Annotated in this window: 24 protein-coding genes and 1 pseudogene; 3 read left to right on the top strand and 22 right to left on the bottom strand. The window is 42.1% G+C overall.

Annotation, left to right across the window (positions count from 1 at the left end):
- Positions 1-54: 54 nt before the first annotated feature.
- Positions 55-123: pseudogene (locus tag BUC07_RS21675) on the top strand (DUF4130 domain-containing protein); the annotation flags it as partial.
- A 38-nt stretch (positions 124-161) separates the two neighbouring features.
- Here BUC07_RS21675 and hisIE read toward each other — a convergent pair.
- The 16 genes from hisIE to BUC07_RS14760 form a co-directional block, all read right to left on the bottom strand.
- Positions 162-779 (bottom strand): bifunctional phosphoribosyl-AMP cyclohydrolase/phosphoribosyl-ATP diphosphatase HisIE, encoded by a 618-nt coding sequence (gene hisIE / locus BUC07_RS14835; RefSeq protein ID WP_073171128.1) that lies wholly within the window; start codon positions 777-779, stop codon positions 162-164.
- Positions 780-816: 37 nt separating this feature from the next.
- Positions 817-1,572, bottom strand: coding sequence for an imidazole glycerol phosphate synthase subunit HisF (gene hisF / locus BUC07_RS14830; protein ID WP_073171125.1), 756 nt, complete (start codon positions 1,570-1,572; stop codon positions 817-819).
- A gap of 22 nt (positions 1,573-1,594) precedes the next feature.
- On the bottom strand, positions 1,595-2,299 hold the full coding sequence (locus BUC07_RS14825; protein ID WP_073171123.1) for a DUF3307 domain-containing protein: 705 nt from the start codon (positions 2,297-2,299) through the stop codon (positions 1,595-1,597).
- The gene (locus BUC07_RS14820; protein WP_139279605.1) at positions 2,283-2,963 is read right to left on the bottom strand and encodes a hypothetical protein; all 681 of its coding nucleotides are present in this window, start codon (positions 2,961-2,963) and stop codon (positions 2,283-2,285) included. The genes BUC07_RS14825 and BUC07_RS14820 overlap by 17 nt, the downstream gene beginning before the upstream one ends.
- Positions 2,964-2,982: 19 nt before the next feature.
- Complete coding sequence (gene hisA, locus BUC07_RS14815; protein ID WP_073171117.1) at positions 2,983-3,723, bottom strand: 1-(5-phosphoribosyl)-5-[(5-phosphoribosylamino)methylideneamino]imidazole-4-carboxamide isomerase; 741 nt, start codon at positions 3,721-3,723, stop codon at positions 2,983-2,985.
- A gap of 159 nt (positions 3,724-3,882) precedes the next feature.
- Entirely contained in the window at positions 3,883-4,833 is a 951-nt protein-coding gene (locus tag BUC07_RS14810) for an N-acetylornithine carbamoyltransferase (RefSeq protein WP_073171181.1), read from the bottom strand.
- A gap of 90 nt (positions 4,834-4,923) precedes the next feature.
- Positions 4,924-5,313, bottom strand: coding sequence for a type II toxin-antitoxin system VapC family toxin (locus tag BUC07_RS14805; RefSeq protein WP_073171115.1), 390 nt, complete (start codon positions 5,311-5,313; stop codon positions 4,924-4,926).
- Positions 5,304-5,513, bottom strand: a complete 210-nt coding sequence (locus BUC07_RS14800; protein WP_073171112.1) for a DUF2281 domain-containing protein — start codon at positions 5,511-5,513, stop codon at positions 5,304-5,306. The genes BUC07_RS14805 and BUC07_RS14800 overlap by 10 nt, the downstream gene beginning before the upstream one ends.
- Before the next feature lie 38 nt (positions 5,514-5,551).
- Positions 5,552-6,802 (bottom strand): glutamate-5-semialdehyde dehydrogenase, encoded by a 1,251-nt coding sequence (locus BUC07_RS14795; protein ID WP_073171108.1) that lies wholly within the window; start codon positions 6,800-6,802, stop codon positions 5,552-5,554.
- 1 nt (position 6,803) lies between these two features.
- The gene (gene proB, locus BUC07_RS14790) at positions 6,804-7,904 is read right to left on the bottom strand and encodes a glutamate 5-kinase (protein WP_073171105.1); all 1,101 of its coding nucleotides are present in this window, start codon (positions 7,902-7,904) and stop codon (positions 6,804-6,806) included.
- Positions 7,905-7,909: 5 nt separating this feature from the next.
- Positions 7,910-8,713 (bottom strand): pyrroline-5-carboxylate reductase, encoded by an 804-nt coding sequence (gene proC, locus BUC07_RS14785; protein WP_073171178.1) that lies wholly within the window; start codon positions 8,711-8,713, stop codon positions 7,910-7,912.
- Position 8,714: 1 nt separating this feature from the next.
- A complete protein-coding gene (locus BUC07_RS14780) occupies positions 8,715-9,884 on the bottom strand; it encodes an aspartate aminotransferase family protein (RefSeq protein WP_073171102.1) in 1,170 nt (389 codons plus the stop codon).
- Between the two features lie 132 nt (positions 9,885-10,016).
- On the bottom strand, positions 10,017-10,985 hold the full coding sequence (argC, locus tag BUC07_RS14775; RefSeq protein ID WP_073171099.1) for an N-acetyl-gamma-glutamyl-phosphate reductase: 969 nt from the start codon (positions 10,983-10,985) through the stop codon (positions 10,017-10,019).
- 3 nt (positions 10,986-10,988) lie between these two features.
- The gene (locus tag BUC07_RS14770; RefSeq protein ID WP_073171096.1) at positions 10,989-12,182 is read right to left on the bottom strand and encodes an argininosuccinate synthase; all 1,194 of its coding nucleotides are present in this window, start codon (positions 12,180-12,182) and stop codon (positions 10,989-10,991) included.
- 113 nt (positions 12,183-12,295) lie between these two features.
- Positions 12,296-12,961, bottom strand: coding sequence for a GNAT family N-acetyltransferase (locus tag BUC07_RS14765; RefSeq protein ID WP_073171093.1), 666 nt, complete (start codon positions 12,959-12,961; stop codon positions 12,296-12,298).
- Between the two features lie 2 nt (positions 12,962-12,963).
- Entirely contained in the window at positions 12,964-13,443 is a 480-nt protein-coding gene (locus BUC07_RS14760; RefSeq protein ID WP_073171090.1) for an arginine repressor, read from the bottom strand.
- A gap of 332 nt (positions 13,444-13,775) precedes the next feature.
- Between BUC07_RS14760 and carA the strand changes: the two genes are divergently transcribed.
- A complete protein-coding gene (gene carA, locus BUC07_RS14755) occupies positions 13,776-14,852 on the top strand; it encodes a glutamine-hydrolyzing carbamoyl-phosphate synthase small subunit (protein ID WP_073171087.1) in 1,077 nt (358 codons plus the stop codon).
- A gap of 26 nt (positions 14,853-14,878) precedes the next feature.
- Positions 14,879-18,106 (top strand): carbamoyl-phosphate synthase (glutamine-hydrolyzing) large subunit, encoded by a 3,228-nt coding sequence (gene carB / locus BUC07_RS14750; protein WP_245792714.1) that lies wholly within the window; start codon positions 14,879-14,881, stop codon positions 18,104-18,106.
- Between the two features lie 65 nt (positions 18,107-18,171).
- Here carB and BUC07_RS14745 read toward each other — a convergent pair whose 3' ends face one another.
- The 6 genes from BUC07_RS14745 to BUC07_RS14720 form a co-directional block, all read right to left on the bottom strand.
- Entirely contained in the window at positions 18,172-18,318 is a 147-nt protein-coding gene (locus tag BUC07_RS14745) for a hypothetical protein (RefSeq protein WP_175552541.1), read from the bottom strand.
- Between the two features lie 334 nt (positions 18,319-18,652).
- The gene (locus BUC07_RS20570; RefSeq protein ID WP_083578280.1) at positions 18,653-18,976 is read right to left on the bottom strand and encodes a heavy-metal-associated domain-containing protein; all 324 of its coding nucleotides are present in this window, start codon (positions 18,974-18,976) and stop codon (positions 18,653-18,655) included.
- Between the two features lie 39 nt (positions 18,977-19,015).
- Positions 19,016-21,466: an endopeptidase La gene (lon, locus tag BUC07_RS14735; RefSeq protein ID WP_073171081.1), complete on the bottom strand. Its 2,451-nt coding sequence runs from the start codon at positions 21,464-21,466 to the stop codon at positions 19,016-19,018.
- Between the two features lie 267 nt (positions 21,467-21,733).
- A complete protein-coding gene (locus BUC07_RS14730) occupies positions 21,734-21,997 on the bottom strand; it encodes a type B 50S ribosomal protein L31 (protein WP_073171078.1) in 264 nt (87 codons plus the stop codon).
- 135 nt (positions 21,998-22,132) lie between these two features.
- Positions 22,133-23,326 (bottom strand): N-acetyltransferase, encoded by a 1,194-nt coding sequence (locus BUC07_RS14725; RefSeq protein ID WP_073171075.1) that lies wholly within the window; start codon positions 23,324-23,326, stop codon positions 22,133-22,135.
- A gap of 55 nt (positions 23,327-23,381) precedes the next feature.
- A complete protein-coding gene (locus BUC07_RS14720; protein ID WP_073171072.1) occupies positions 23,382-24,545 on the bottom strand; it encodes a hypothetical protein in 1,164 nt (387 codons plus the stop codon).
- Between the last annotated feature and the right edge of the window lie 30 nt (positions 24,546-24,575).

Here is a 24,575-nt window from a genome sequence, read left to right as displayed (position 1 = left end):
CCCTGCTAATTTTCAAATTAAACTTTTGCAAAATATCAGCAACATTGAGAAAGAAAAAACCTCCGGTTGCAGCGTCAGCACATGCCCCGGAGGTTTTGGAAATATCTTACTGAGAAACAATAAACGCTAATGTCTGCGTTGGCAGAAGAATAATTTTAAAATCAGGAATGCCGCTTTTGCAGTTCCTTGACCACATCATCAATGCGATAACCTTTGTGCGATAACAGGACAATTAAGTGGTACACCAAATCGCCGGCTTCGTAAATAAAATTTTCGTCGTCGTTGGCCATAGCACCAATAATTGTTTCTACTGCTTCCTCTCCCACTTTTTGCGAAATTTTGGAAGTTCCCTCTTTAAAAAGTGAAGTGGTGTAAGAACCTTCGGGCATTTCCTGTTTGCGCTTGTCGATAAAATCCTGCAAATAACTCAGAAAACCGATTCCGGATTCTTTGTTTGTTTCAAAAAAGCAGGTATCGGCACCGGTATGGCAAACCGGCCCAACGGGATTTGCCTTTATCAGCAACGTGTCGTTATCGCAGTCAACCAACATGGAAACTACGTTCAGGAAATTCCCCGACTCTTCTCCCTTGGTCCACAACCTGTTTTTGGTTCGGCTGAAAAAAGTTACTTTTCCGGTTTCCTGCGTTTTTTTAAGGGCTTCTTTGTTCATAAAGCCCACCATCAAAACTTTTTGGGTTGAATTATCCTGAATAACTGCCGGAACCAGTCCGTTCAGCTTACTAAAGTCGATTTGTTCAATTTCTGAAAATGGATTCATTTGTATAAATTTTGGCGCGAATTTAACGATTCTAATTTTATCGCACTACAATTCCTTTTTCTCTTAGGTAGTTTTTCAACTCGGGAATGGGAATTTCGTTGTAATGAAAAATACTGGCTGCCAATCCGGCATCAGCTTTCCCTTTGGTGAACACATCAACAAAATGTTCTTCAGTACCGGCACCGCCTGAGGCGATGATGGGAATTTTCAATGAGTCGGCAAGTTGGGAAAGTTGTTCGTTGGCAAAGCCGTTTTTGGTTCCGTCGTGGTTCATGGAGGTAAAAAGAATTTCGCCGGCACCGCGGTCTTCGGCTTCTTTTGCCCACGAAAACAGCTCTTTTTCGGTTGGAATACGGCCGCCATTCACAGTAACCGTCCAGTGGTTGTTTTCATTACCTCGTGCATCAATGGCCACCACTACAAACTGGCTGCCGAAACTTTTTGCAAGATCGTCAATCAACTGCGGATTTCGCACTGCCGAAGAGTTGATTGAAATTTTATCGGCACCGGCGCTGAGCAGTTTGTCGGCATCGCTTAATTCGCTAATTCCACCACCAACAGTAAATGGAATATTCAAATGAGCGGCAATTCGTTTCACCAGTTCCACAAAGGTTTTGCGACCTTCATGTGTGGCCGTGATGTCGAGGAAAACCAGTTCGTCGGCACCGTCGGCAGCATATTTGGCACCCAGTTCCACCGGGTCTCCCACTTCTTTGATGTCCACAAAATTTATCCCCTTAACGGTTTGTCCGTTACGGATATCGAGACACGGTATAATTCTTTTTGCTAGCATAAAACAGTTCTGAGTTTAATGTTTAAAGTATTTTCCCGGATGACAATAACCAGTTGATTAGCAATCCCACAACTATCGCCAGTGTAAACGAAAGTAAGGTTCCCAACAGAAAATATTCGGCTTTTTTATTCCCTTCTTCACGGGTATTGTTAAACCTGAAAATGGATTTTGCCGCAATAAGAAATCCAATGGCAGCAAATTGGCCGGCTAAAATAAAAATCAGGATAAGTATTCGTTCCAGGATACCAATCCATGCTGAAACATCAGGTTTTTCTTTCTTATTCTTATTCGGAATTACAGCATTTAAAAACATGCCTGTAAAAATTCCAGTCGGATTGGTAACCAAGACGAACCCGGCAGCATAAATCCAAAATATCACCGCATTTTCAGAAATGGTTAAATCTGTTACAAAAACAGCTAAACCCCAGAGCACGGCAATATGTAAAAGCTGGTCAGCCAGAAAAGTCGAAATCGTATTCGGCAGTTTCGATTTAAAAATGTCAGTTATGAAATGCAGCACAAAAATAACCGGAAAAAACCACCACAAGTTTAAGTGAAATGTAAATAGCACAGGAAGAAGCGAAGCAAGCCCGGAATGTAAAATCAGCTTTCCCGACTTCCAGCCGTTTTTCCTTTTATGTTGTACCCATGTGTCAGGTTGCAGCCAGAAATCGGCAATGAGGTGGCCGGCTAACATGGGCAAAAAAACACTATGCAGAAATTCCATAATTTTTCTCTATTATTTGCGCATACCTTTTTATAAATTTTTCAATGGCTTTCCAGTTAGCAGCTTTTAATGTTTTGCTTACCGCCGGCTGCGAAATGTGGAGTATTTCGCCAATCTTCCCTTGCGGGGTGCCGTCTAATTTATAAAAAATAACATTTGCCTGTACAGAAGTGAGATCCTGCACCAACAAATCGGCCATGTAACAATAGGTTTCCAACTCCCGATCCAACTCCCGGCTACCTGACACGATAATAATATTGAGATCCTTTTTTTTAAGCCCGTCCAAATTTTTACCCGACCGCTCGAAAGCGGGGCCGTTTGAAAGAAGCACATCTTCATTCCAGGATGAAACTTCGCCAATTCCAATCGATATTCTTACATCGTTCCGCTCTTGCCAACGCTTTACTTCAAGCCTGAATTTAAGTGCAAGTTTTAACGCAACGATGGGTTTTGCAGCCAACTGAAAACTATCGCCCCTGTAAAATCTTGGCTTCAGGAGAATCCCTTCATTTTTTATTCCTTCAATTTTATTCTGAATGACCTTTTTTTGATCTTCATTCAGCACAGATGAATTTACAATATCTCCTGTTATAACCGCTATTTGTTTTTTCTTATTCACGTGACAAATATAACCATTTAAGGTTATAAATAAAAATATAACCATTTTTAGTTATATTTTCACATTATGTGCTTCGAAGGTTATAATGCTCTATTTCTTTCAAACTGATTTTTCCTTCGTAAATGGCTTTCCCGGTGATCACTCCCGGAACGCTCATTTCGCCCAGTTTATAAATATCATCCATTGAAGCAATGCCGCCGCTGGCAATAATTTCAACGTCAGGCAAAGTTTCCATAATTTCAGCGTACAGTTCAAGCGCCGGCCCGGTGAGCATTCCGTCGCGGCTGATATCGGTGGAAATAACTTTGGAAATTCCTTTTTGATGAAACTCAGTAATGAATTCTACCACAGGAAATTCAGTACTTTCCTGCCAACCGCTTACAGCGATTTTTCCGTCTTTGGCGTCGGCACCCAGAATGATTTTTTCGCTGCCAAATTTTTCGAGCCAGCTCAAAAATAGTTCCGGCTCTTTTACGGCAATACTTCCGCCGGTTACCATGGCAGCTCCCGATTCAAAAGCAATTTTCAGGTCTTCGTCCGATTTCAGTCCACCACCAAAATCAATGATTAATTTTGTTTTAGAAGCAATCTGTTCCAGTACTTTGTAGTTCACAATGTGTTTGGCTTTGGCGCCGTCCAAATCAACGAGGTGCAACCTGCTGATTCCGGCAGACTCAAACATGCTTGCCACTTCGAGCGGATTTTCGTTGTAAACGGTTTTGCGTTCATAATCACCCTGCGACAGCCGGACACATTTCCCGCCAATAATATCGATGGCGGGGATTATTTCAATTTTTTGGTTCATTGTTATATTTTACCCATGAAAGCTTGAATTTATATGTCATTTCGAATCTGAGGCACGAAGATGAGAAATCTGTTTTCATATAAAAAGATTTCTCCTCATTCTTCGTCGAAATGACAATGTAATTTAAACTTCAAACCTAGTATTACAAACTTATTTCAATCACGAAGTCTCTTCCAAAATCATTTTCAAAACGGCCTGCGCCGTGATTTCGCGGTTGGCTGCCTGTTCGACGACTATAGAAGAAGAACTGTCGAGCACATCATCGGAAACCACTACATTGCGGCGCACGGGAAGGCAGTGCATAAATTTACCGTTGCTTGTCAACGCCATTTTTTCTTCGTTTACTGTCCAGCCAAAATCTTTGGAAAGAATTTGTCCGTAATTGGTGTATGAAGCCCAGTTTTTGGCGTAAATAAAATCGGCATTTTCAAACGCCTTTTTCTGGTCGTATTCCACTTTCACATCGCCCATAAATTCCGGCGCCAGTTCGTAACCTTCTGGATGGGTGACCACCAGTTCGTAATCGGTTTCGCGCATCCATTCCACGAAGGAATTGGCCACAGCCTGCGGTAATGCCCGCGGGTGCGGAGCCCAGGTAAGCACTACTTTGGGGCGTTCCTTTGTTTTAAACTCCTCGATGGTCACCAAATCGGCATAACTTTGCAGCGGATGGCGGGTTGCGCCCTCCATACTCACCACCGGAACGCCGGCATAGTCAATAAACTGATTCAATATTTTTTCAGCGTAATCATCTTCCTTATTCTGAAATCTTGCAAATGAGCGCACGCCAATCACATCGCAGTATTTACCAATAACCGGGATGGCTTCCTTCAGGTGCTCCGGTTTATCGCTGTCCATTACAACGCCCAATTCCGATTCCAACTGCCAGCCGTCTTCGCTAACGTTCATCACCATGGTATTCATGCCCAAATTCATGGCCGCCTTCTGAGTGCTCAGACGGGTACGCAAACTGGGGTTGAAGAATATCAAAACCATTGTTTTATTTTTCCCAAAATGCTTGTAGTCAAACCGGTTCTTTTTGATTTCCAAGGCAGTTTCTACCGCCTTTTTTAAATCGGGAATATCTTTTACTGAAGTGAAGTGTTTCATTTTATTTTTACTATAAATCAATAACTGAATTGATGATGGATAATTAAGTTTGGAAAACAAATGGAGATATTCTTTTCCTGGTAATTTTTATTATACAAAATTGATTTTGCAGAATTGCTCAACATTGGTAAAATCTTTATCCATAGTTGAAACTGACAGATTTAAACTTTTTGCAACAGCTACCTGGTAGGCATCATCAAAATCAAGATTAAATTGATTTGCAATATCTGCTACCTCGTAATAATCTTTTGATTGCAAAGTCACAAGTTTAACCTTAGGCAAAACATCATTGATAAAATCTTTAAACAATTTATTTTTTTTATTTCTGAAAAGAATAACTCCAATTGAATATAACGAGAAATCCGACATGCAAATTTTTCCAATCGAGTCATTCAAATATGTTTTACATATTTCATTCTTTTCCTGGTTTAAAAGAATCTCAAGGAAAATATTAGTATCTATCAAATACTTTACCTCCATTGATTTGCTTTATGTTGTAATCCTACCGATGTATCATCTAAATCTTTCAATCCACCACTCCAGTCAAAAGAAAAACATTCATTTCCTTCTTTTTTTTTCATTTCATATTTAGATGATAAAAAGTCCAGAAAATCCAATAATTCTTTTTTTGCACTTTTGGGCAAATCTTGAAATTTATGTATTAAAATGTCAGCTTCCATATTATTCTAATTTAAACAAATATACAATTTCTGATCGACTATTTCGGCCTCACCTGGCCGTCGCCTTCGATAATCCATTTGTAACTGGTGAGTTCTTCCAGTGCCATTGGACCACGTGCATGCAGTTTTTGGGTGCTGATACCGATTTCGGCACCGAGCCCAAACTGCGCACCGTCGGTATAAGCAGTTGAAGTATTTGAATACACCGAAGATGCATCCACCAGTTTTTGGAACTTTTCAATGTGCTCCCGGTTTTCAGAAATAATGGCTTCGCTATGTTTTGAACTGTTTTTGTTGATTTGTTCCAGCGCCTCATCAAACGACTCCACCGTTTTAACTGCCATTTTCAGCGAAAGAAATTCTGTGCCAAACGATTCTTCAGTAGCCGGGAACAGCAGGTTTCCCGGATAATTTCCGTTCAGCTTTTCGTAAGCTTTTTCATCGGCGCAAATGATTACTTCCGACTCGGCCAAACGCTGGCCAAATGCCGGCAGTTCATCCAGCCGGCTCTGATGAATGACAAGGCAATCCAGCGCATTGCACACCGAAGGACGGCGTGTTTTGGCGTTGAAAATAATTTCGCGGCCTTTTTCAGCATCGCCAAACTCATCGAAATAGGTATGGCAAATGCCGGCGCCGGTTTCAATCACAGGAATGGTGGCATTTTCGCGTACAAAGTTGATAAGTCCCTGACTGCCGCGCGGAATAATTAAATCGATGTAACCATGCGCCCGCAGCATTTCGTTGGTTTCTTCGCGACCGGCAGGCAAAAGCGCCACTGTATTTTCGTCGAGGTTATTGTTTTTAAGTACGTTCTGAATAATGGAAACGATGGCGGTGTTGGAATAAATGGCATCGCTTCCGCCTTTCAACACGCATGCATTTCCTGATTTCAGGCAAAGCGAAAAAACATCAAAAGTTACATTAGGGCGGGCTTCGTAAATGATACCGATCACCCCAAAAGGAACGGTCACTTTGCTTATTTTCAGTCCGTTGGGCCGAACAGTTTCTTTCAATACTTTTCCCACCGGACTTTCCAAACCAGCCACATTGCGAATATCCGATGCAATCCCTTTGATCCGTTCTTTGGAAAGTTTCAACCGGTCGAACTTCGGGTCTTCCGGCTCCATCCGGCTCAAATCTTTTTCGTTTTCGGCCAGAATAAAATTCGTATTTTTTTCTGCCTCATCAGCCAGTTCAAGCAAAACCTTATTAATCGTTTCATTTTCCACCAGGTTCAGTGTTCGTGAAGCAGTCAAAACCTGTTGCAGTTGTTTTTCAATCTTCATGCTAATGGTTTGTTGTAGTTTCTATGTACAAATAATCGTAGTGTACCAGCGCCTTTTGCTTTACCGATTGTTTTTCAGCTTCAACCTTGTCGAAGCTGTACTGCGCCTTCCCCAATCCAATTATATCTCCTGATTCTTCCACAATTCGAATCAGGTCACCTTTTTTGAACTCATTTTTAATGGTAACAATTCCAACCGGCAAAAGGCTCACCGCTTTTTCCGATTTCAAAGCAGCAGCAGCTCCTTTGTTCACCACCACACTCCCTTTGGTAAACCCATCGGAATAGGCAATCCATTTTTTTATGCCACTTGAACTTTTGTCACTGGGTTCAAAAAAGGTATGTGCTGAGATTTCGTCACTGCTTAATATTTTCGTCAATATATTTTCTTTTAACCCATTGGCCAGATAAACCCCAATACCTGCTTTGGCCAGTTTTTTGGCAATCCGGAACTTGGTGCGCATTCCGCCGCGCCCGAACTCCGAATGATTTCCTGAAATGGCATTTTCGGGTTCACCATCGTTAATGCCCACTTTTTGAATCAACTCAGCATTTTCATTTTCAGGATGCGCTGTAAAAACACCGTCCACATTGCTCAGTATAATTAATGCCTCCGAATTTACCATTGAAGCAATCAAACCTGAAAGCTCATCATTGTCAGTAAACATCAGCTCGGTTACTGAAATAGTATCGTTTTCGTTTACTATTGGAATGACCCTGTTTTCGAGCAAAGTGGTCATGCAGTTCTTCATATTCAGGTAGTGGCCGCGGCTCGAGAAATTCTCTTTTGTGGTTAAAACCTGTGCGCAGGTTAACCCGTGTTCACCGAAAAAATCGGAATACCTCCCGATAAGTTTTACCTGCCCAAGGGCGGCCCAAAGTTGCCGTTTCGAAACAGCATCAGTTTTGTGTGAAGGTTTGAGCACAGCACGTCCGGCGGCTACTGCACCGGATGAAACCAGAATTACCTCCACCCCATTTTTATGGAGAAAAGCTATCTGGTCAACCAAATGGGCAATGCGCGAAACATTTAATGTCCCATCTGGTTTTGTGAGCACATTACTGCCAATTTTTACGGTTATTTTGCTGTACCTGAATTCCATTTAATCTACCTTAAATCTTTTTCAATTTTATTATAAGATGCCAGAATGCCCTGTATCAGCGAAGAACTGAATCCTTTATGCTCCATTTCATTCAGGCCGGTAATTGTGACTCCGCGTGGTGTAGTAACTTTATCGATTTCGCGTTCGGGATGATGGCCTGTTTGCAGCACCAGCTCTGTAGCACCTTTCACTGTTTGTGCAGTAATAAATTGTGCCAGCTCTGCACTGAAGCCTATTTCAATGCCGCCCTGCATTGCCGCCCTGATATAGCGAAGTGCAAATGCAATGCCGCAGGAAGAAAGCGCTGTTGCAGCAGCCATCAGCTCTTCCTGAATTTCAACAGTTTCGCCCAGCTGGTTGAATAAGTTCATAACGTATTCTTTATGTGCGTGGGTATTTCCGTTCGCTGAAACACATGTAAGCGATTCCTGTAAAGCAATAGCTGTGTTTGGCATTACCCTGAAAATCGGGATTTCTTTTCCTGCCATAGCTCCCAACTCATCGATTCCTACTCCGGCCACAATTGAAATCAAGATTTTATCTTCATTCAATTCCGACTTAATTTCTGACAAAACATTTTCGATATGATAGGGTTTTACCGCGGTGATAACCACATCAGCTTTTCGGGCGGCTTCACTATTATTTTGAGCCACATTTACACCGCGGGCTTTCATCTCTTCCAGAACGTGCTCCCGCCTGTCGGAAACAAAAATATTCGTGGCTTTTATAAAACCTGATTTCAGCAGCCCAACTACAATGGCTCCTCCCATATTTCCGGCACCGATTATGGCAATTTTTTTATTTTCCATTTTACTTTTCGTTTGTTGTTTCTTCATAATTCCCGATATTTTTGTAATCTGAAAAAGCTTCGGCAAAAGCCTTGATGAATTCATCGGACTGTTCTGCATTTATCTTCAGCGGAGGCAATAACCGAATCATGTTTGTATCGGAAACACCCGTAAAAATCTTGTGTTTAAAAAGAAGACTTTTCCTCAGCTCCTGCACAGGAAAGGAAAATTCCAGTCCAATCATCAAACCCTTACCGCGAATTTTAACATCGAAATTTAATGCCTTTAATTCATTTATGAAATAATTTCCAACGGTTTCCGCATTCTGAACCAGTTTTTCATTATTAATTATATCGAGAACTGCTATACCCGCGGCACATGCCAGGTGGTTACCACCAAAAGTAGTGCCCAGCATTCCGGGCCACGCCTTTATTCCGGGTTGAATGAGTACCCCGCCAATGGGGAAGCCATTTCCCATTCCTTTTGCAACTGTAATGATATCGGGTTTGACTTCGGCATACTGGTGAGCAAAAAAACGTCCGCTGCGCCCGTAACCCGACTGAATTTCATCGACAATAAAAAGTGTTCCGTATTTACGCGTTAAGGTGGCCAGGCCTTCCATAAAATGGCTATCCGGAATATTTACCCCGCCTATTCCCTGTATGCCTTCGATTATAACTCCTGCAACTTCACCGGTTTTCAGCACTTCTTCTGTGGCTTCCAAATCGTTCAGCGGCAAAATAACTGCATTCTCTGTTTCATTTACAGGAGCAGTAATTTTTGGGTTGTCGGTTAACGCTACGGCAGCCGATGTACGCCCGTGAAATGCTTTTTGATAGCTAATGAATTTTTTCCGGTCGGAAACAAATGACGCCAGTTTAATGGCATTCTCGTTAGCTTCTGCGCCCGAGTTGCAAAGAAAAAGCTGATAATCGTTGTAACCGGAAATCTCGCCCAGTTTATCCGCCAGTTCCTGCTGCAGCGGGTTTTGAATGGAGTTGCTGTAAAAACCTATTTTTCTAATCTGCTCAGAAATGAACGAAACATAGTGCGGATGGCTGTGTCCGATTGAAATTACGGCGTGGCCCCCGTACAAATCGAGGTAGCGGTTGCCCACCGAATCCCAAACATAGCAGCCGCGGGCTTTTACCGGGGTAATATTAAAAAGCGGATATACGTCAAAAAGTTTCATGTTTTAAGAAGTTGGAAGATGGAAGTTGGAAGCACGAAGTTTATGCAAAATATACTATCCATTCTTCAATTATTTTCAATTTTTAAATCATAACCGCAAACTAAAAATCTGTGAATCTGTGGCTATTTATTTTTAAAATGCAACCGGCTTTAAATTCAATCCGGCTTTTTCATCCAAACCAAACATCAAATTCATATTTTGCACCGCCTGGCCCGAAGCGCCTTTTATAAGGTTGTCGGTCAGGCTGATAATCACCAGCTTATCGTGATGTTTTTCAAGATACAGGACGGCTTTGTTGGTGTTCACCACTTGTTTGAGTGAAGGATTTTTTTCTGACAAAACCACAAAAGGGTGACCTATGTAAAATGCCTGGTACAATTCATTTGCTTCTTCCAGGGGCCCCTCAAATTTGGTGTAGGCCGAAACAAAAATGCCTCGTGTATGGGTTCCGCGAATGGGAACAAAATTGAATCCGTTAGAAAATCCGGGTTGCAACTGGCCGAGGCTTTGCAAAATTTCACCCTGATGTTGATGTTCGAAAATTTTATAGGCCGAAAGGTTGCTGTTTCGCCAGCTGAAATGCGAAGTTTCGGTAGGTTTCTGGCCAGCACCGGTGGAACCGGTTATGGCCTGCACATGCACTTCGTCAACCAATAAATTTCCGGCAGCCAGAGGCAGCAAAGCCAGTTGAATTCCGGTAGCAAAACAACCGGGATTGGCAATTTTTTTCGCAGTTTTAATCTCCTCGCGATTCAGTTCGGGCAATCCGTAAACAAATTCATTACCTTCCCGTTTCAGCCGGAAATCGTGGCTCAAATCCACCACTTTCAACCTTCCTGGCAATTCATTTTTTTCAATGAACTCTTTCGATTTTCCATGCCCCATGCAAAGAAAAATCACATCCACATCGCTTAAAGGCATGGTACTGGTAAACTTCAAACCGGTATCGCCCAGCAAATCAACATGCACATCGGAAACCGTGTTTCCGGCATTGCTCGAGCTATGCACAAAAATAATTTCAGTCTGCGGATGATAAAGCAAAATCCGCAGCAACTCTCCTGCCGTATAACCTGCACCTCCTATGATTCCAACTTTAATCATTTATCAGATTTTGTTGTTGACCTTGTGGTAAATTTTCAGTGAGTTGGCCATAATATTTGTAAAGCCTTTTATATCTTCAGCCGACCATTCGTTCACGGTTTCACCATAATCGCCAAAACCGGATTTCATCAGGTCGTGTTCAGATTCAATTCCCTGCAATTCAAAACGATAAGGCAATAATTTCACGAACACTTTCCCGGTCACATTTTCCTGAGTAGCCTCAAGGAACGTTTCAATATTCCGCATTACTGGTTCCTGGTACATTGCCTCGTGCAGAAACATGCCGTACCAGTTGGCCAGTTGCTCTTTCCAGTAGGCCTGCCATTTGGTGAGGGTATGTTTTTCGAGCAGGTGGTGCGCTTTAATAATGATGAGCGGTGCGGCGGCTTCAAATCCCACCCGGCCTTTAATGCCAATAATAGTGTCGCCCACATGGATATCGCGGCCTATGGCGTATTCCGAAGCGATCTCTTCCAAAGCCTGAATGGTGGCTGGGCCATTGTCATACGACTTGCCGTTGATGGTTTTCAGTTCGCCCTTTTCAAAACCCAACTCAATATTCTTTTCTGATTCCGTTTTTAGTTGACTTGGAAAAGCCTCGTTTGGCAATCCCTTATCGGAAGTCAACGTTTCCTTGCCCCCCACGCTGGTTCCCCAGATTCCCTGATTGATGGAATACTGCATTTTTTCAAAATCATCTTCCACCCCATATTTTTTCAGGAAGTCGATTTCCTCCTGACGGCTGAGCATCAGGTCGCGAGTGGGTGTAATAATTTCAATTTCGGGTGCCAGCACCTGAAAAGTGAGGTCGAACCGCACCTGGTCGTTACCCGCCCCGGTACTACCGTGGGCAATGTATGATGCGCCAATTTTTTTTGCATATTCAATGGTGGCAATAGCCTGAAAAACCCGCTCAGAACTTACTGAAACAGGATAGGTGTTGTTTCGCAAAACATTGCCGTAAACCATGTAGCGAATGCATTTTTCGTAGTACTCGCCGGTAACATCAAGCGTTACGTGTTCTTTGGCTCCAAGCCGGTACGCTTTTTCTTCAATAATTTTTAACTCATCACTAGAAAAACCACCTGTATTTGCAATGGCGGTATAAACTTCAAATCCTTTTTCTTCCTTTAAATACTTAACACAAAACGAAGTGTCGAGACCGCCACTAAATGCCAAAACTAATTTCTTGCCCATAACATATTTTTATATAAAAGAGTGACAGAAGAGTCAATTCCATCTTTAAAACTATCCATTTACGGAGTGATTATTAATTACTGCTTAATTATCAATTGACCATCCGTCACTCTTTAGTTTTTCTTTTTTTTTACTGATTCTGATTTTTGCTTTTTAAAACCGTTTTTGGGTTTTAATTTGTGAGCAATATCTAATAGACTGCGCTTCCGTATACTACCATTCTTTTTGGCAGTTTTTTCCCAGGCCGGATCGTATAACATACCGGTACACAAACACTTGGTCCGATCCATCCGCTCCAGGATATCGTAATTCACACACCCCTTGCAGCCATTCCAAAACTGGTCGTCGGTTGTTAATTCTGAAAATGTAACAGGTCGGTAACCCAGTTCATGGTTAATTTTCATCACGGCCAGTCCGGTTGTAAGGCCGAAAATTTTTGCCTCGGGATATTTTTTTCTTGAAAGCTGAAATGCCTTCCGTTTAATTTCTTTGGCAAGTCCGTAACCGCGGTACTTTGGTACCACAATTAATCCTGAGTTGGCCACAAAACCTTTGTTCCCCCAGGATTCGATGTAACAAAACCCTGCAAATTTATCATCATGCAAAGCAATTACAGCCTTTCCATCAGTTATTTTCGATGCAAGGTATTCAAATGTCCTGCGTGCGATACCGGTCCCTCTTTGTTTCGATGCCTCATCAATAGCGTCGTTAATTTCATCCACATATTTAACATGTTCCTCCCCGGCTACCACCACTTTCATGTTTTTTATCTCTTTCATTCCTACAATTTGTTTTTCAATTTTGGCATAATCGATACCAGTGCATTAATCAAATCGTTTTTTGTAGTTCCCTCGCGCTGAATAACCAGAATCGTATCGTCGCCTGCAACGGTAGCTAAAATTTCCCATTTCCTCGCGCTGTCGATCACAACCGCCAAACTACTTGCGTATCCGGGCAGGGTTTTCATTACAGCCAGATTGCCGGAAAACTGCAAGCTCATAAAGCCGTCGGCCAGATAATTTTCGCGAACCTGTCTTTTTCTGCTTTCGTTCTGGCCATTTTCCGGAATTTCGTAAACATATCCTCTTACCGGATGAGGCACTTTTGCAACCTGAAGAAATTTCAAATCGCGCGACAAAGTAGCCTGTGTTAAATCATAACCTCTGTGTTTTAATACGGCAAGCAATTCCTCCTGGCTGCGTACCTTCCCCTTCGAAATTATTTTTCTGATTTCAAGCTGCCGCTGAACCCGGTTTTTCATTTCCAATAGTTGTTTCTTTTTAATTTAACCTGATCTAATTAAATGTATCGACTAAACTTTTCAATACAAAAAAAATAATGTCATCTGCCTATTTTACTGTGACCATTTATTTTGCACTGAATAATTATACATTTCTGGTGCAAAATTATGCATTATTTTCAAAAAACAAACGAAAAATCAAGAAATATTATTAATTTTGTCGCGGTTATGAATGTGAATCCATCATATTAAACCTTTATGGGAAAGTTAAAAAGTATAATTTACAGGTAATACATTAAAATGCGTTTGAACCGTTTTGGGGCAAGCGCATTTTTTTAAACAGAGCGGTTAAAATGTTAAAAGCAAAACAAGCAAAACTCATTCTTGAAAACGGAACTGTATTCACCGGGAAATCATTTGGAAGTGAAAAATCGACTGCCGGCGAAGTGGTTTTCTACACAGCCATGACGGGTTATCCCGAAAGTTTGACAGACCCATCGTACACGGGCCAGATTCTGGTTTCAACCTACCCGATGATTGGCAATTACGGAGTGCCTCATGGCCACAAAGAAAATGGCATTCATAAATATTATGAGTCGAACAAGTTACACATCAGCGGGCTTGTAATTTCCGATTACTCTTTTGAATTCAGCCACTGGAATGCCGAAAAAAGCCTTTCCGACTGGCTAAAAGAATACAATGTTCCCGGCATTTTCGATATCGACACCAGGGCATTGACAAAAATTTTACGCGACAAAGGTTCAATGCTGGGTAAAATTGAGTTTGAGGGAGAAGAAACTGATTTTTACGATCCCAACAAAGAAAACCTGGTGGCACGGGCCAGCTGCACTGAACGAGAAGTATATGGCGACGGAGAAAAAAGAGTGGTCCTGATTGACTGCGGTGTAAAAAATAACATTATCCGCTGCCTGCTGAAAAGAGGGACAACCGTGATTCGCGTTCCGTGGAACTATGATTTCTCGAACGAAGATTACGATGGTGTATTTATTTCCAACGGACCGGGCGACCCTGCCATGTGCGAGGAAACAGTGCAAAATGTGAAAAAAGCCATTGGGGGCGAAAAACCGGTAATGGGTATTTGCCTGGGCAACCAGCTACTGGCACGAGCTGCCGGTGCCGATACCTACAAGCTAAAGTTCGGACACCGCAGCCACAACCAGCCGGTAATTCTTCAGGGAACCGACAGGTGTTTTATCACTTCGCAAAACCACGGGTTTGCCGTTGCCACCGAAACACTACCCAACGACTGGGAACCTTTGTTTACCAATGCCAACGACAATACCAACGAAGGAATAAAACACAAAACAAAACCGTTTTTCTCGACACAATTTCACCCTGAAGCCTCAAGCGGGCCAACCGATACAGAGTTTTTATTTGATGATTTTATTGACAGCATCAAAAAAGATTAATCAATTTCGAAAATCAAGCGAACATCATGATAAATAAAAAGATAAAAAAAGCAATTATCCTCGGGTCCGGAGCACTTAAAATCGGCGAGGCCGGGGAATTTGATTACTCGGGATCGCAGGCATTAAAAGCACTGAAAGAAGAAGGTGTTGAAACTGTTCTTATCAATCCAAACATAGCCACCATTCAAACCTCGACAGAGATTGCCGACAAAATTTATTTCCTTCCGGTTACTCCATATTTTGTGGAAGAAATTATTAAGAAAGAAAAGCCCCAGGGGATTTTACTCGCATTTGGCGGACAAACTGCCCTCAACTGCGGGGTGAAATTATTCGAAGCCGGAGTGCTGGAAAAATACAATGTTGAAGTGGTAGGAACACCGGTGCAATCGATTATTGACACCGAAGACCGCGATATTTTCCGACAAATGCTTGGCGAAATCGACGTAAAAACACCGCAAAGCATTGCCGCTTCCAATATGGAAGAAGCCCATGCTGCCGCACAAAAAGTAGGGTTCCCTATTATCGTAAGGGCAGCCTACACCCTCGGAGGTTTGGGCAGCGGTTTTTGCGAGAATGAAAAAGAGCTGGAAAACCTGGCCTCAAAAGCTTTTTCATATTCACCCCAAATTCTGATTGAAGAATCGATTAAAGGTTGGAAAGAAGTTGAATATGAGGTTGTGCGCGACCAGTTCGACAACTGCATTACGGTTTGCAACATGGAAAATTTCGACCCGCTGGGCATTCACACGGGCGAAAGTATTGTTGTGGCTCCGTCGCAAACACTCAATAATTCAGAATACCACAAGTTGCGGGAAATTTCAATCAAAATCATTCGTCGTGTAGGTGTTGTTGGCGAATGTAACGTGCAGTTCGCGCTCGATCCGCACTCCGAAGATTACCGTGTAATTGAAGTCAATGCACGCCTGTCGCGTTCGTCGGCACTGGCATCGAAAGCAACCGGCTACCCGCTGGCCTTTGTGGCTGCCAAACTGGGACTGGGCTACGGTTTGCACCAACTCAGGAACTCGGTAACCAAAGTGACCACCGCTGCTTTTGAGCCGGCACTGGATTATTGCGTGGTTAAAATTCCGCGCTGGGACCTCAACAAATTCATCGGCGTTTCCAAAAACATTGGGAGTTCCATGAAGAGTGTGGGCGAAATTATGGCCATCGGCCGTACTTTTGAAGAAGCCATTCAAAAAGGCATTCGGATGGTGGGCCTCGGAATGCACGGTTTTGTAGCCAACAAAGAAGAAATTAATATTGAAGAAATTGAATCGGAACTGACCTACCCGACCGACCGCCGTATTTTTGCCATTGCAGAAGCTTTCAACAAAGGTTATTCAATAGATGAACTTTGCGAAAAAACAAAAATCGATCGCTGGTTTTTATACCGCCTCAAAAACATTTTCAAGATAAAAAACGAACTTGAAAAAGTTAACCGACTTGAAGACCTTCCGGACGAGTTGCTGAAACTGGCCAAAAAAGCGGGGTATTCCGACTTCCAGCTTGCCCGTCTCGTATTTGAAAGCCCTAATGAAAGAATTCAGGAAGATTTGCTAAAAGTAAGGGCATACCGCAAAATGAAAGGCATTGTACCGGTAGTAAAACAAATTGACACCCTTGCCGGTGAATATCCTGCACTGACCAATTACCTTTATCTTACGTACAACGGAGATGAAAATGACATCGAATTTTTCAACGACAATAAATCGGTGATTGTGCTGGGATCGGGTGCCTACCGGATTGGGAGTTCGGTGGAATTCGACTGGTGCAGCGTAAATGCAATCAATTCCATAAAAAAGGAAAACTACCGATCGGTGATGATCAATTACAACCCCGAAACGGTAAGTACCGACTACGACACCTGCGACCGGCTCTATTTCGATGAACTCACTTTTGAACGGGTGATGGACATTATTGATCTGGAAAATCCTTACGGGGTAATTATTTCGACGGGCGGCCAGATACCAAACAACCTGGCCATGAAACTGCACAGCCAGGAGGTGCCGGTACTGGGAACTTCGCCAATAAAAATTGACAATGCCGAGGATCGCGAAAAATTCTCTTCCCTGCTCGATAAATTAAAAATCGACCAGCCCCGCTGGGCAAAGCTTTCCACCTTCGAAGAAATTTACAAGTTTATCGATGAAGTGGGCTACCCAGTACTCATTCGCCCCTCCTATGTTCTTTCGGGTGCAGCCATGAATGTGGTTTCGAACCCTGAACAGCTGGAGCATTTGCTTCAGATGGCTGCCAATGTTTCCAAAGAACACCCGGTGGTGGTAAGCGAATTTATTGAGGAGGCCAAAGAAATTGAAATCGATGCCGTAGCCCGCGAAGGGGAAATTATTGCTTATGCCATTTCGGAACATGTGGAGTTTGCCGGTGTTCACTCGGGCGATGCAACCATAGTTTTTCCACCACAAAAACTATATATTGAAACCATCAGGCGGGTGAAAAAAATTGCACGGGAAATCGCCCAGGGACTGGAAATAACGGGGCCGTTCAACATGCAGTTTCTTGCAAAAGACAACGACATAAAAGTTATTGAGTGCAATCTGAGGGCATCGCGCAGTTTCCCGTTCGTGTCGAAAGTAATGAAGTTGAACCTCATTGAAATAGCTACAAAAGTAATGTTGGGCGTACCGGTTGCAAAGCCGGACAAATCGCTTTTCGAACTGGATTATGTGGGCGTAAAGGCACCTCAGTTTTCATTTTCGCGATTGCTGAATGCCGACCCGGTGTTGGGCGTGGACATGGCTTCAACAGGCGAAGTGGCCTGTATTGGAGAAACCTACTACGAAGCCATTTTAAAGTCGATGCTTTCGGTAGGTTATAACATTCCGATAAAAAATGTACTCATCTCATCAGGTCCGTCGCGTTCAAAAGTGGAACTGTTGAAAAGTGCGCAGATGCTGACGCAGAGAGGATACAACCTTTTTGCGACTGAAGGAACCCACAAGTTTTTCATGGACAACGGCATCAACAACACACTGCTCAACTGGCCCGACGAAGAAGACCGGCATCCGAATACCATTGAATACATTAAGAAGAAAAAAATCGATCTGGTAATAAATATTCCGAAAAACTATACCAAACGTGAGTTGAAAAACGGATATCAGATTCGAAGAAATGCAATTGATTTCAACATTCCGTTAATTACAAATGCCCGGGTTGCCAGTGCATTTATTTACGGAATCTGCAAATATGAACTGAAGGATATTTCGATAAAAAGCTGGGATGAATATTAGACTCAGGATGGAATAGTCGTACCCTCACTTTAAGTGAGGGCATGACTTTCATATAACTTTTGTAATCAATTGAGTAACACCTTCAACTGTACCGGTTTTTCAGTGGGTAAAAAGTGATGTCCGTTTTCATCGTAAGACAGGAAGGTAATTTCTACTTTCCAGACTGATTTTCCCGAAAAAGTTTCTATTTTATGATTTGAATTGTTTTTCATGACTTCAGGCAACAAATTAATTTGCTGTTTTAAAGCAAACCGAATGCCAAAAACCACTGAAATTGTGGACAAAAAGCCTGTTTAAAAACATTAAAAACAGACACGGTATTTGACATAGAAAAGTGCGTTTGTTTTTAAAAGCACTAATGAATCGGCAGTAATTACTGTGCCTCTAATATTCTGGGTTAAATTATTCCTTTGTCCAAATGGAACTTCGGTAGCCAATAGCAAAAGAGAAAAGAACAATGAAAATTTCATTGTTTGTAACATAAGTGAGGAAGCGACAAATTTCGAAAAAAAATGAAAAAATTAAAATTAATCTCCCGAAAAGCTCTTATTCAGATACCGCTTTAACCTTGTAGCCTCTTTTCTCTATTGCTGTTTCAATTTGACTGAGACTGGCTTTCGATTCATCAAAAACCACAATAGCAGTTGAATCACTCAAACTGGCTGTTACCGACTCAATCCCTTCAAGTTGATTAATTCCTTTTTCGATAGAAGCCACGCACATATCGCAATGCATTCCGCCAATGTTAATGGTTTTTTCAACCACAGCAGCTGTACTGTTTTCCTGGTCTTCACCAACAGATTGGTTTTTGCTGCCCGACTGGCATCCAAAAAACAGGGCCAAAAAAATAACTAAAATAAATTTTGACATCGCTATTTTATTACTGGTTAATATTTCTATCAGGTGGCCTTACAATTTTACAGGCCTGTTAACTTTTGTTTTCAGTAAAGCAAAATCGAGCACATCCATAATTGTTTTCACAAAGTGAAAATTCAATCCTTTCAGGTACTCATCCTTGATCTCCTCCAAATTCTTTTTGTTCTCTTCCGAAAGGATGATTTCAGTTATGCCAGCTCTTTTGGCCGCCAGTATTTTTTCTTTAATACCGCCAACCGGCAGTACTTTACCCCGAAGTGTAATTTCACCGGTCATGGCCAAATTCTTTTTCACTTTTTGCTGGGTAAATGCAGAAGCCAGCGAAGTAACCATTGTTACTCCTGCCGAAGGTCCATCTTTTGGTATGGCACCTTCTGGTACGTGAACATGCACATTCCAGTTACTGAAAATTTCAGGGTTTAGTCCCAAATCTTCTGCGTGCGATTTTAAATATTCATGCGCCAACATTGCCGATTCTTTCATCACATCGCCCAGGTTTCCGGTAAGTGTGAGTGTGCCTTTCCCCTTGCTCAGGCTTGTTTCCACAAACAGGATTTCGCCACCAACTGCTGTCCAGGCCAGTCCGGTAACCACACCGGCAAACTCATTTCCCTGGTAGCGTTCTTTTGAATATTCAGTTACTCCCAAATACTCGCGCACGTCGTCTTTTGTAAGCTTTTTGTTGTAAGGCTCTTCGAATGCGATTTTTTTGGCCACGCGGCGAATAATTTTAGCAATTTTTTTATCCAGTTCCCTGACACCGGACTCCCGGGTGTACCCGTCAATTATCAGTTCGATAGTTTTTTTCGGGAAAGTGACTTCGCTCTTTTTCAAACCATGATTTTCCAGCTGTTTGGGAATGAGGTGCCGTTTGGCAATTTCTATCTTCTCTTCCACCAAATAACCGCTCACTTCAATCAACTCGAGCCTGTCGCGCAGTGGCGGGGCAATTGTATTTAACGTATTGGCGGTTGCAATAAACATCACTTTCGAAAGGTCGTAGTCCATTTCCACGTAATTGTCGTGAAATTCCGAATTTTGCTCCGGGTCCAGCACTTCGAGCAGTGCCGAAGCCGGATCGCCATGAAAATGTTTGGAAACCTTGTCAATCTCGTCAAGAATAAATACCGGGTTGGATGTTTTGACTTTCTTAATATTTTGGATAATCCGGCCGGGCATGGCGCCAATATAGGTTTTGCGGTGTCCGCGAATTTCTGATTCGTCGCTCAGGCCGCCCAGGCTCATTCGCACGTATTTGCGGTCGAGGGCTCGTGCAACTGATTTTCCGAGCGAAGTTTTACCCACCCCGGGAGGGCCATAAAGGCAAAGAATCGGGGCTTTCATATCGTTTTTCAATTTAAGCACGGCCAAGTGTTCCAGAATTCTTTCCTTCACTTTTTCAAGCCCGTAATGATCTTCATCCAGCACTTTGCTGGCATTTTTCAAATCGAAATTATCTTCGGTGAATTCATTCCACGGAAGTTCGGCCAATGTTTGACAGAAAGTATATTGCACTGAATATTCTCCGGCAGCGGGGTTTAACCGGTGAAGTTTTTCTACTTCTTTTTCATAAAAGCGCGCCACCTCCTTGCTCCACTTTTTGTCTTTGCCCTTTTCTTTTAACTCATTTATTTCCTGTTCCACCGGATTGCCGCCCAGCTCGTCCTGAATGGTTTTCATTTGCTGGTTGAGCATGAATTCGCGTTGCTGCTTATCCATGTCGGTTTTCACCTTTTTCTGGATATCCTGTTTCAGCTCCAGCATTTGAACCTCTTTTACAAGGTAGCTGATTGCCTGCACGCCCCGATCTTTTAAACTGTCGATTTCAAGCAAGGTTTGTTTGTTTTCAACATTGATATCGGTGTTTGAGCAAATGAAGTTGATAAGGAATGTGGAGTTTTCAATATTTTTTACAGCAAAAGTAGCCTCGGGCGGAACATTGGCAGAGAACTGCGCAATTTTAATTGACAAATCTTTTAAAGAACCCACAATTGCATTGAATTCTGAATCGTTTTTCGATGTGATATCGTTGAGTGGCTGAACAGATGCTTTGTAGTAGGGTTCGTCGGCAACAAATTCCATAGTAGTAAAACGCCTTTTCCCCTGGATAATTACCGATGTTGAACCGTCGGGCATCTCCAATATTTTCAGAATCTCAGCCACAGTACCAATTGAAAACAAATCCTCTTTTTTGGGATCGTCAATGGTATAATCGCGCTGGGCCAATGCTCCCAGAAGCCGGCTGCCTTTGTAAACATCCTGAATTAACTGCAACGATTTTTTACGCCCTACCGTGATGGGAAGCACTACTCCGGGGAACAAAACCGTGTTTCGCAGGGGCAGAACAGGTAACACATCGGGGATGTCGGTATTTTTAAGTTCATTGTCATCTCCGTCGGCAATAATCGGTATATAATCCGAGTCACTTTCCATCGAACCGTTCAATAATATATCTTGTAATCCTGAATTTTTTATTTTACCCATATTCAATTAATTAATGTCAAACTGACGGAACTGAATCCGCAAAAATACAACAGAGGTAACTGGCAATAGCCATGCCACTCCCCGAAACGAATAATAAATGCCGTATGTTCATAGAAATACGGCTTCTTTACCGACATTTTTTCAGGCGCGTGACATTTAAGTATTACCGGGAGCTTTTTTTTGGTTACCTGATATTGAAGAATTATAAACTACTTTTCATAAAAAAAGCCCCGCAATACGGAGCTTTTCAATTATCAGTAAAATTGATTACTTTTTCTTTTTTTCCATGTGTTTTCCATAGCGGCTCATAAACTTATCAACCCGACCAGCGGAGTCAACCAGTTTAACTTTACCGGTATAGAAAGGATGCGAAGTATTTGAAATCTCTAATTTGTACAACGGATACTCTGTTCCTTCAACTTCAACGGTCTCTTTTGTTTCAACTGTTGAGCGGGTGATAAAGGTATCCCCGTTCGACATATCTTTGAAGGCAACCAGTCTGTAATCTGTTGGATGAATTCCCTTTTTCATTGCTTATTCTTTTAATTGTTTTTGAATGGTTACATTTTTCACTGTAATCCATTCCTAATTCATTTTTAACTTTTTAAAGGTCTGCAAAGATAAATATTGTATTCAAGAAACCAAAACGATTTTTAATTTCATTTTTCATGAACGGCTTTTTTCTTTCCCCGGCTCAGTGGTAATAATGGGTGCCCTGGTGAAAGGTTTGTCCCGATCGAACAAATAGCGCATGGTATAATGCGTTTTTGCCCGTTTGCCGCCAACCGATTCGTAAAGGGCTACAATTTTGGGATTGAAATCGCCGGCCCAGGAAAGTTCCATTTCGGTGTACCAGGGCTTGCGGTACATTGCAGGGCGAAGATGCCAGAAAATGGCGGCATCAATACCAGAGCGCTGAAATTTAGGAACAATTCCAATAATAAGGCTGCGCGTGCGTGTCATGGTTTTCCTCCACTTCAACCACAATACTTTCGGGAAATTCCAGGTTGTAATCCGGCCATTCAGTTTGGCCAAAATCTGGTTAAAGTCTGGTACGGCAACAAAAAGTGCAATGGGTTCGCCCTCGTGATAGGCAAACCATATTAAATCTTCTTCAATTAAAAATTTCGCACTGTTTATAAACTCATTCAAATCATCCTTGTCGATGGGTTTGAAATGCTCGTGAAACCGCCAGGCATTATCGTAAATTTGCGCAAAATCGTCAATAAATTTTTCTTTTTCTTTCCATGAAAAATGCCTGAAACTGTACTGTGGCTTTTTGGCTACCCATTCGGCCACTTTCCAAAAACGATCGGGCAGCTCGGGCAATGTGGTATCGAGGTGATAACTGTATTGTTCAAAATAAACTTTAAATCCGTAATTCTCGAACAGTTTTACGTAGTACGAAGGATTGTAGGGCATGCCAAAACCCTGAGGCATAAATCCGTCGGCCAGTACGCCCCAGTTCATATAATTTTCGCCAAAGTTAACCGGGCCATCCATGGCCTCCATTCCTTTTGTTTTCAGCCAGTCGCGTGCGGTGTCGAAAAGCAGGTTGGCAGCCTCCTGGTTATCCATACATTCAAAAAAACCGCACCCTCCGGTAGGCTGCTCAAAAATTTTGGCTTTATCGAGATTGTAAAAAGCAGCTATTCTCCCAACCAACTCTCCACTGCTGTTTTTTAATACCCACCTTTTGGCTTCGCCGTTTTTGAAAGACGGATTTTTTTGGGGGTCAAAAGTATTTTCTACCATTCCTTCGAGCGGACAAGCCCAGTTTGGGTCATCACGATAAATGAAATGTGGTGTTTTATGAAAATATTTTTTTGATTTTTTATCGGTTACTTCAATTAGTTGCATTTTCTTAATTTAATCTACCTCTGGTAAGTGTTATTACTACAAAGGTAAATGATGATTAGTTAATAACAGGTGCCCTTTCGAATTCTTTTTCGCGATTAAATAAATAACGCATAGTTGCATGGGTTAGTGTTTGTTGCGCGCCAAACGATTTAAAAAGCGCATTCATTTTGGGGTTAAAGTCACCAACCCAACTCATTTCCATATCGTTATACCAACTTTTACGGAGCATCACTTTTTTTAAGTGATAGAAAATTCCCGATTCAATTCCCAGCCGCTGAAACTTTGGCACAACGCCCAAAACAATTACCCTGCAACGTGTAATTGTATTGGTCTTTCGGTAATAAAGCAATTTCAACAGGTTTAATATATTGATCTTACCCGTTTTCAGTTTTCGAATAATCTGGTTCAAATCCGGAATCATCATAAAAAAGGCGATGGGTTTATTGTTGTGGTAAACAAACCAAATAAACTCTTCATCCAGAATAAGGCGGGCATCCTGAATCATATTCTTTAGCTGAGAAAACCTTACCGGTTTGTAATTTCCGTGATCCGACCAGGCCTGCCGGTGAATTTCAATAAAATCGCTAATAAATTTCTCCTGGTTTCGGAAGGTGAAATGCTCGAACGAATATTCCTTCTTTTTGGCAACCCACCCGGCAATTTTCCAAAACCTGTCGGGCAGATCAGGATTGGTAACATCCATTGAATAGCTCAGTTGCTTGTAAAAAATTTTAAACCCGTAATCTTCAAACAACTCGCGATAGTATGGGGGATGATACTGCATGCCAAACGTTTGCGGTTGAAAACCATCGATAAGCAGCCCCCAGTAAAAAAAGTTTTCGCCAAAATTCACCGGGCCATCCATGGCTTCCATGCCATTTTTGTGCAACCATTTTCGGGCCGTATCGAAAAGAAAAAATGCAGCTTCTTTATCGTTAATACATTCAAAAAAACCAATGCACCCGGTTGGTTGATTGTAACCTTCGTAATAATCAGAATCGTAGAAAGCAGCAATTCTGCCTACAAATTCCCCCTGTTTTTTCACCAACCACCTGCAGGCATCACCTTTCTTGAACTTATTGTTTTTCTGAGGATTAAAAGTATTCTCAATCATTGGTCTCAATTGCGGAGTGTAATTGGGATCATTTTTAAAAATGATTTGCGGAACCTCATGAAACTGGGTTATTAAATTTTTTCCGGTAACCTGAACTACGTTCATAATTCAATCCTGTTTAATCATGCGCCGAAA

Origin of the sequence: Tangfeifania diversioriginum (genome assembly GCF_900141875.1) — a bacterium.
Classification (GTDB): Bacteria; Bacteroidota; Bacteroidia; order Bacteroidales; family Prolixibacteraceae; genus Tangfeifania; species Tangfeifania diversioriginum.
This window is presented reverse-complemented; position numbering and strand designations above follow the sequence as displayed.